General features: G+C 61.2%; 5 protein-coding genes. All 5 read right to left on the bottom strand.

What is annotated here, in order from left to right; translation table 11 throughout:
- A partial coding sequence (locus KGB27_RS29970) for a DUF2300 domain-containing protein (RefSeq protein WP_223557300.1) occupies positions 1 to 659 on the bottom strand: 659 nt, incomplete at its 3' end.
- 1 nt (position 660) lies between these two features.
- Positions 661 to 5,226, bottom strand: coding sequence for an alpha-2-macroglobulin family protein (locus KGB27_RS29965; RefSeq protein ID WP_223557299.1), 4,566 nt, complete (start codon positions 5,224 to 5,226; stop codon positions 661 to 663).
- Entirely contained in the window at positions 5,223 to 5,873 is a 651-nt protein-coding gene (locus KGB27_RS29960) for a DUF1175 domain-containing protein (protein WP_411736725.1), read from the bottom strand. Before KGB27_RS29960 ends, KGB27_RS29965 begins: the two co-directional genes overlap by 4 nt.
- Positions 5,858 to 7,570, bottom strand: a complete 1,713-nt coding sequence (locus tag KGB27_RS29955) for a DUF2138 domain-containing protein (RefSeq protein ID WP_223557298.1) — start codon at positions 7,568 to 7,570, stop codon at positions 5,858 to 5,860. Before KGB27_RS29955 ends, KGB27_RS29960 begins: the two co-directional genes overlap by 16 nt.
- Before the next feature lie 36 nt (positions 7,571 to 7,606).
- The gene (locus KGB27_RS29950; protein WP_223437093.1) at positions 7,607 to 8,398 is read right to left on the bottom strand and encodes a YfaP family protein; all 792 of its coding nucleotides are present in this window, start codon (positions 8,396 to 8,398) and stop codon (positions 7,607 to 7,609) included.
- Positions 8,399 to 9,003: the final 605 nt, after the last annotated feature.

Here is a 9,003-nt window from a genome sequence, read left to right as displayed (position 1 = left end):
GCCCAGATCGGTGTGCCATCGGCCAGCCAACCGGCAACCCCACCCTGACGCGACGATGGATCCTGATCACCCAACCAGCTCCAGGTTTTCACCCGCAACCGACCACCGAGTTCGCCCACGACATTGCCGTCGGCGGCATTCAACACCACATCCAGCAACACTCGCCGTGCCTGATCCTGCGCGGGCATCACGGCCAGCACTTTAAGCAATTCAGCCACCGACACTCGCGTGGATGGCTGCAATGAAGGCAAGTCCAGCAACCACTCCGGTGCCTGCCGTGCCTGCCAATACGTGCGCCAATCCGCGCCAGCAATGCCCAACCGCGCAGGCTCGAAGTACAAGCCACACGACTTCACCAGCGCCTGATCACGCTCGATCTTGCCGCCTGCGGTGCAGCAATAGACTTCTTCTTTCGACTGCCCGCGACACTCATACGCGGGCTCACGGGCGCCGGTATCCACCAGCCAGCCGTACACAAACAACTTCCACAGACTGCCCAATGGCGTTTGCAAATCCGAAGGCAACGGTTCGCGAGCAATCACCTGCGTCCGGCTCAGCGACAGCAATTCACCCTTGAACCCCAGACGCAGCGGCTCGTCCTGCGCCGTCGCCAGCGCAGGGATCAAACACAGCAGCCACCAAAGCAAACGCCGGGTCATGTCAGTTGACCGTGACCTGACCAAGCGCCGGTTTCTGTTCCTGGGCCTGATGCTGTGGCGCGTAGACCTGAGTGAAACGCACTGGCGGCAGGTTGAACTGGCCTTTCTGCGAGAAGCGCACCAGGTGACGCAGGCGCAATTCGCCGCTCAAGGCATCCACCGGAATCGCGTAAGCCATCTGCCCCGGCTCAAAGCGCGCCTTCTCCAGCGCCGTCGGCTCAGTGCCGGCCTTGCCCATCAACTTGATGCCCCACGTGGTGCGCTCGACATCCGCGCCCGGCGGCAGCGGTACTTCGATCATGCCGTAGCGCAGCGGTTTCGCGGCTTTGCTGGTGATGATCACTTCGTCCAGATACAGGCTGTCGCTGGACAACGGCTTGGTGCCCACCGATTCCAGTTTGAAGGTGAAGGCTTCATCACCCGGCACCAGACGCGACAAGCGACGGGTGATGGTCACCGCCATCGGATCAACCGGCGGTTGTTTAGTCTGGAAACTCAACGCGGCACGTAACGGGCGCTCTTGCGTCCCGGTCAGCGCCAGCACTGCCGGCACCGACGAAGCGCCCTGCCACGTCCAATACATCTCACCGGTATCACCGTATTTTTTCTTCCAGCCTTCACCCGGTGCCAGTGCGATGGTGGGCGAAGCCTGCTCGATGCTGCGTTGCAACCAGGTCAGCGCCAATGCGCGTTCCAGGGTCGATTGCTGTGGCAACAACCGTTGCAACAACGCTTGCGCATGAGCCTGATCGAAGCTCTGCAGCGACAGGTTCAAGGCTTCGGCAAACGGCTGCGAACTGACGGCCAGACGCTGCTGCGCGTCGGCCAGTTGTCGATTGAAAGCATCCGGCAAAGTGACCTTCGACTGCTTCGCCAAAGAAGCGGTCAACGCACGCGCCGCCGCCAGACCCAACGCCGAATCCGGATCGCTCATGACAATACTGTCTTCACCATCCTCCATCAGCGTCGCGGCATTGCCCTCACCCGCTTTCGCCAGATCATCCATCAAACCACTGAGCAACGTGTTGACCGGCAATTGCATCTGCTTGGCGAACGACAGGATCAACGCACGCTGCAACAGCGGCGTGTTTTTCGCCTGCTTCGAATAGACCTCCAGCACCCGCTGCCAATGCTCCGGCGGCAGGCTCAGTTCCAGTGCTTTGCTGGCGTGCCAGTCGGCGTAATAGGCGTACGCGGTGAGGAACGCGTCCGGCTCACCGTCCATGCCCCACCAGGTGAAACTCGCCGATGGCCCGGCCATTTGCACCAGGCGCAGACGGCTGTTCTGCATGATCAGGCGCAAGCGATCGCGGATCTGCGGGTTCGACGACAAGGTCGGGTACGCAATGCTCAACGGCAACAAACGACTGGCCGTCTGCTCGACGCCGCCGTACGGATAGCTGAGCAAATCATCCAGTGCCGAACGGAACAGCGCTTGCGGGCTGTCATCCAGACGCAGGCGAATGTCCGTCGCATCTGCCGGCAAGGTCAGCGGCGTATCACCGCTGGCCACGTCCAGGCTTTGACTCTGCGTAACGAGCCAACCTTCGCCGGTCGCGGTCAGACGCACGGCCAGGGCGTCAGCGGTTTTGCCGTCCTGCACCAACTCGGCGGTCCACTCGCCACTGGCCAAGTCGAACGCCGGGAGCGCGATGTAATTGATGCCGTTGTTCAGCGTCACGGGCACGCGCTGTTCGGCGCCTGCGTAATGAATCACCAGCTCAGCTTTGACCGGTTTTTCCGCCTGACTGAAGGCGAACACGCCGAGATTCGGTTTGTCGCCACTGCGGAATTTGGTCGGGCCGCTCCACTTCAGGTACAGCGGTTTTTCCGAGCGCAGGAATTGCTTTTTCTGCCCGACCTGACCGTCATCGGCGATGGCTCGCGCGGTGATGCGCCAGCGGGTCAGCGAGTCCGGCATCTTGAAGGTGAAGCGGGTTTTGCCGTTGGCGTCGGTGATCAATTCCGGCTGCCACGCGGCGGTGTCGACGTCTTCACGACGCGGCCGCTCCAGCACTTTCACACCACGTTCGCTGCGATTGGCTTTGCCCGGTGCACCGGGGCTGCCCGGCAACGCAACGTCGTAGCTGATGAACGACAGACTGGCGCTGGTGCGCACGTTGTTGCGGCGCGGATGGTAGAAGAACTGGTCGATGGTCGGCGCCACTTCCGGTTGCAGCGCGTAGACCATTTCGTCGACGACGCTGACCGTCAGGTGCGCCGGAATCGGCTTGCCGGCGAACTGCGTTGTCAGGTCCACGGACACCGTATCGCCCGGCTGATACACCTCTTTATCGGTGACGATGGCAACGTCGATCTGCGGCGCAACCACCTTGATGCCAGCGTTCTGGAAGCTGTACTGACCGCCCTTGGTGTAGAGCACGGAGAAGGTCAGGTTCGGCGCGAAATTGTCCTTCACCGGAATGCGCGCGCGGTATTGGGTGTCGCTGAGTTTTTCCATTTTCAGCCAGTCGCCGCCCTTTGACATCAACGCCGTGGCCTCGACCTTGTCGCGTTCCAGCGACAGCAAGGCATCGCTGACAGGCTCAGGGAAAGTGATCAGCGCGAGGGCTTCGTCGCCTGCCTTGTACTCGGGTTTATCGAGGACGATTTCCACGGTGCCGGGCACGGCTTTGACGCCATCGCCAGTGACCGAATGCCCGGTCGCACCGACCACGCGACCATGGTCATCCTTCAACGTCAGGTTGTAAGTCCCCGGACGTTCGAAGGCCAAGGTGAAGCCTTTATCGCTTGCTGCCAGTTTACCTTCGCCCGTGGTCTGATCTTCCAGACGCACCCAGCTGTAGCCGCTCGGCGTGACCGCTTTGCTTTGCTCGCTGCCACCCTCATTCAGGTAGCTGAATGCAACCTTGTCGCCCACCGCACTGAAGCGCTGCGGTGCGTTCAAGCGGAAACTCGCGGCGCCACGGTCGATGAGGATTTCCTTGGTGGTCTTGACCCGATACGCCGCGCCATCGCTGGCGAAAACGGTGAGCATGTAACGGCTCGGTTTCTCGGCGGCGGGCAGGTCGAGGGTCGCGTTGCCTTTGGAGTCGGTGGTCAGTTCGGTACTGGTCAGCTCCACCGGGAACTGCCCCAGGTATTGCAGCTCGTTATCGACCATCGACAGTTGCTGGGCGCGCAGGCTCAGGCTCAACTTGGCATTCGCGACGGGTTTGCCGTCCGGGTACAACAGCACGAGACTGCCTTTCACCGGTTCGCCAGTGCGGTAATCCTGCTTGGCCAGGTTCAGCGAAATCTCGAAGTGCGGCTTGATGTATTCAGCCACGCGGAAGGCGCTGCTGTAGGCCTGATCCTTGTAGCTGAAACGCAGTTCATAACCGCCCGCGACCGCGTTGTCCGGCAGCTGAAAACGACCTTGTGTGCCGGCCTTGGAATCGAGTTTCAGCGCCAGCGTTTGCAGCGCGGTGCCGGTGGCATCGAGCACCGTGACATTCACATCAGCCGCCGTCGGCAACACCGAGTCACGAGCGTTCTTGAACTCGCGACCGACGATTTTCAGCGACACCCAATCCCCCGGCCGATACAGCGGCCGGTCCGTAAACGCATAGAGTTTGGTGTCGTAGATTTCGCTGTCGTAATAGAAGTTCTCGGAGACAAACACCCCGCCCTCTTCGTCCTCGCCGATCACGAACGAACGCTCCGGGCTGACGTGTTTCAGGCGCAGCAAACCATCAGCATCGGTGGCACCGCTGCTCATCACGCCGAGGCCATCGGTCCACAGCACATTAACCTTCGGCACCGAACTGCCTTCGTGTTTACGCGCCGCCCAGACCAGCAGTTCATCACCGGCAATCTTGCTCACGGCCACGGTGTTGGAAACAAAGACCATGGTGGTCGCACGGTACTTGCCGATCAGCGCTTCCACCAGGTACAGGCCCGGCTTCAGGTTGCCCAACGGGACGTACACATTGCCCGGCGCGACAGTGACGAACTCGCTGGACGAACCGGCGAGGTTCACGCCCTCAGGCGGCTGGATCGGTTTGGCTTGCCACAGTGGATAACGGAACTGACTGACCACTGGCAGGCCCGGGATCAGGCCGAATTGCGGCTGCGCGTCGTAAGGCGTTGGCGCGGCGATGGCAGTGCCCATCTTCAGTTCCGGCACTTCCTCGGTGACTTGTTTACGCGACTCGTAGGAAAACGCCCGCTGCATCACGCGACGGGATTTGCGGTACCAGTTGTCCCACAGGTACGCGAGGGTGTTCGACAGGCCTTCACCCTTGAACTGACCGTCGCTGACCACGCGGTGCAGGTTCTTCTGGCGCTTGAGGAAATCCAGCGGTTTGTCGATGCGGTACACACGAATGTCCGCACCGCCGTAAGGCTCCATGCGGAAACGACGATAGTCACGGCCCGGTGCTTCGAGGCGCACCATTGCCTGTTCGTCGCTGGCAAAACTGCTGTCCGCCAGCAGGAAAAAGCTTTCGCCGGCCACCGGCGTGTAGCCGCTCGGTTCGACGGTGTCTTCGGCATTCACTGCCGAAAAAGGCAGGACCAATACCAACAGTAGAGACAGAAAACGCAGCATGCGGGCACCGGTCATTGGGAGAGAAAGTTCAGTCGATAGACGCCGATGAAGTTGGGGTTGGCTGCGTCGGGTATCCATCGGGTGTCCTTCCATGTCATGAGTTGCTGCAGGCTCGCGGAACGCATGCCGTTGTCAGTGGGGGTGGTGGTGCCGGTGTGATAGGCGATGTAGCGGCCCATCCAGATCATCAGGTGCTGGTCGTCGCCCTGATCGAAAAACATCAGGTCGCCGGGCCGGGCTTGCGCCAGGTCGCGGCCAACCAGATGGCTGTTGAACTGAATCAGTTTGATCGCGTTGACGTATGGCCCGACCTTGCCGCCGCCCTGCTGCCATTGCTGGGCGAGACCGCGTTGCGCCTCGCTCAGTTGCAGCTCCGGCGGCAGGTAGCGGTTGGACAGGCCATTGCTGCGCAGCCATTTGTCGTCATGGACTTTCAGCGCTTCGTTGGCGGCAAAACGCACCAGCCCGGCGCAGTCCTGCTGATACCAACGCGGGCTCGGGCCCTGGGTCAGTTGCTCCTGGGCGATGCGCACGAACCAGGCGCGGAACACCTGGGATTGCTGCAGGTCGAGCGGCGCGGCGTCACTGGCAAATACCCGACTGCCCAGCAACATCGCCAGCAGGCCGAGGCCTCGGATAAGTGCGGTCACAGCGCTTTCCATTCCAGCGGCAGCCATTGCCAATGGCCGTCGGGCTCGCTGCCTTCCGGCAACGTCAGCGCGTATTTGCCGTAGCCGCCGAGCTTGCGCAGTTTCGGGATCAGGTAAGTTTGCGCGGCGTTGTAGAACACCGGTTCCATGTCCTGCGGCAGGCTGTCGAGGGTTTCCTGTTGCATCAGCTGCGCCATGGAATCCGGGCCGAAGTAGACCGGCATCAACAGGTCTTTCGGCACCACGTCGGCCATTGGCGGGAAGCGTTTGTCGAGGGTGCCGAGGGCTTTGTCCACGAGTTTGTCGTCGAGGGAGAACAGCAGCGTCGAACCGTGGCGCGCCAGGCTCACGCGCATGAAGGCCTTGCCGGTGATGGCGTTCGGGTCCTCGGCGTCCTTGGCTTTGTAAGGACCGAAATTGGAACTGACCTGACGCTGCCACTGGTGGTTTTCACCTTCCTGCTTCTCGACCACCGGGAACGCGTGTTCTTCGACGTTGCCTTCGTAGGCGCCGACCATCGAGCTGAACAAGCTGCCCAGGTCACCGTCGAGTTTGGCGCTGTCGTCGTCATTCAGACTGGCCACCAGCAGCGGCGTGTACAGCCGAGAATCGGCGTACCAGCACAGGCCGGCGGCACCGGCCATGTGCTCGGTCAGCGCCTGGGCCACGGTTTCTTCGGCACCGAGTTTCACCAGCAACGGCTTCTGTTGTTCGGCGGCGAGCGGCAAGGCCACGCAAGCACTGGCGCCCATCGGCATGGCTTGCCAGATCGGTTTGAAATCGAAGTCCGGCTGGTTTTCCAGTTCGTCCATGGCGAGGAAGCTGTGCCAGCCCTTGTCGTCCATGTCGAAACGCAGGCCGGCGAAGTTCGGGATGAACCGCTGGTAACCCATGGCCAGTACGCTGGAATTGACCGACAGGCGCTGTTTCACTTCCGGCGCGCGCAGTGGCAGACCGAAGGCTTCGGGGAAGAGTTTCTGACCGCCGAGCAATGCTTCCAGCGATTGAGTCGAAACCATCCCAGGCTCATCGATCGGGCCATTACTGTTGTCGTACAGTTTCGAAGGATTGGACAGCACCACCAGCTTGTCGCCATGAGAGGCAAACAGCAGCGCCTTGCTGTTGTTGTAGGTGAGCTGATACAGCGGCACCGTCTCGCCGGCGACCTTGATGTCACCGAGTTGCGTCAGCTGCGAATCATCCAGCGCTACTTTGACCAGCGGCTCCAGCACCTTGGCCAGACCACCGCGATCCATCACCAACAAAAAGTCTTTCAGGCGACCATCCGCCCCGCGCCACAACGCGACATCCGCCGGTTGATCGAAAAGCTGCTCGATCAGGCTGTCCTGCAACTTCAGGTCATGTTCGTAGATGATCCGCCGCAGACTGCCGATCAAGCCGAGGCGATCGGCATGGGCTTCGTAATAGAAGACGAAATCTTCGGTCAGGGTTTCCTTGAGGAACGGCACCGCCAGCAAGTCCTTGGGCAATTGGCTCAAGGAGCGGGTTTCAAGCAGACCGTCCGGGCGGCTCATGCCCAGTTTGTCACTGGCCAATTGCGCCGCCGGCGCCTTGGGTTTGTGCATGAACCAGCCAAGTCCGGCCGCCACGCCAGCCACCAGGATCAGCCCGCCCAACAGCAACGGCCAGCGCCGGGAAGGTTTGGCAGCAGGTGCGTCAGCAGCCGGGGTAACAGTGTTATCGCTCATGTTCACAACGCCCAGTTCATCCGTGGTGCGGGATGCTTAATAGTTGAAAGTCTTGACCAGCAGCAGGTCACCGATCGCGCGCAGGGGCACGATGAAGGTCTCGCGTTTTTCGTCGACGGTGTTTTCGTTCAGCACCAGGTTGATCTGCGAGGTGATCACCTCGTTCTGGTTGCTGGTCTCATCGAAGTTATAGCCGCCGCTGCCGAAGTTGCCCCAATAGTTCACGTAAACCAGATAGGTGCCATGCAGTGGCGCGGTCATGGTGAACATTTCCGGGCCGGGGCCGTCGACGCCGTCCGGGTCGAGGCCGCCGCCGTTGCTCATCGCCGGGCGAGCCCAGAACGCATGTTGGCCGTCGGGGGTAATGATGTGCAGGTCGAGTTCGGCTTTCGGATCGTCCCAACCCAGCACCACGCGAATCCGCGCCGGGGTACGCAGGTTGTTGGCTTCATAGAATTGGACACGCTTGAGGGACTGGCCTTCGGCGCTGCGCACTTCGACGCTGTTGGAGCCTGCGCCAAACGCATACGGCCGGGCGAAACGCCCCTGGTCGTCGGTGTACAGGTTCAGAGGATTGCCGTTGACCGCCAGCGTGTGCGGCCCGCGCTGAGTGCCGATGGCCTTGAGCTGGCCTTCGATCATCGTGCGATTGCGCTGCACGCCCCGGTCGATGGGCGGCGTCGGGTAGGCGACTTGCGGGTTTTCGCTGCGATCGAGCAGGCCGTTGTAGCGCCAGCCGCCCACCGGTTCCGACAGTTCGGCTGTCGGCTCGGCCCAGGCTGCGGTCGCGCAGACCCACCCCATCAGCAATAGAAGAAATGAACGCATGTGATGCCTCCTGCCATGCATAACGAAACCTTGCGCCTGATCCTCGGCGCGTTACAGATCCAAATACTGCGTTTCGTCAGAAAGACCCGTGACTATTGGGTCGTAGAAGGCGCGAAGGTTAGCCATTTGGCGGGTTTTTAACAATCGGATACATCTTGAATTGCGGTAGGGATCACGGTGTTTGTTGGATGTGGGCTGAATAATCCTCGTCATTGCAGTAGTGCTGTTACCTGAGAACGCAGTTAGCGGGGGTGGTCCTGCGGGTGTATCCGGCACCTTGTGGGAGCGGGCTTGCTCGCGAAGGCTGTGTGTCTGGTGACGAGTTTTTTGATGGTGTACATATCCATTACTGGGGTAGCGGCGGCTATTGGTTCCGCCCTTACGGCGGGTTACTTGGAAAAGCGCCAAGTAACCAAGCGCCCGCGCCCCTGACGTACGGTGCCTCGCTAAGGCTCGGCATACCCTCGCTCCGGTCCTGCTCCGTGGGCCCGCCGCCATCGGCCATCCATGGCCGGGGGCGGCTAACCCGGCATCCATGCCGGGTTGCCCACTGCGCAGAACCTCCACTCGGCCTTCCGACGGGGCAGATCAAGATCAAAAGCCAA

This window comes from Pseudomonas sp. BF-R-01, from assembly GCF_019946615.1.
Classification (GTDB): Bacteria; Pseudomonadota; Gammaproteobacteria; order Pseudomonadales; family Pseudomonadaceae; genus Aquipseudomonas; species Aquipseudomonas migulae.
The sequence above is the reverse complement of the archived record's forward strand: the minus strand, read 5'-3'. Positions and strand labels throughout refer to the sequence as shown.

What these genes read in the sequence shown, in the direction of transcription:
- KGB27_RS29965 (WP_223557299.1), bottom strand. Translation starts at nt 5,226, where the DNA reads ATGACCGGTGCCCGCATGCTGCGTTTTCTGTCTCTACTGTTGGTATTG.
- KGB27_RS29960 (WP_411736725.1), bottom strand. Translation starts at nt 5,873, where the DNA reads ATGGAAAGCGCTGTGACCGCACTTATCCGAGGCCTCGGCCTGCTGGCG.
- KGB27_RS29955 (WP_223557298.1), bottom strand. Translation starts at nt 7,570, where the DNA reads ATGAGCGATAACACTGTTACCCCGGCTGCTGACGCACCTGCTGCCAAA.
- KGB27_RS29950 (WP_223437093.1), bottom strand. Translation starts at nt 8,398, where the DNA reads ATGCGTTCATTTCTTCTATTGCTGATGGGGTGGGTCTGCGCGACCGCA.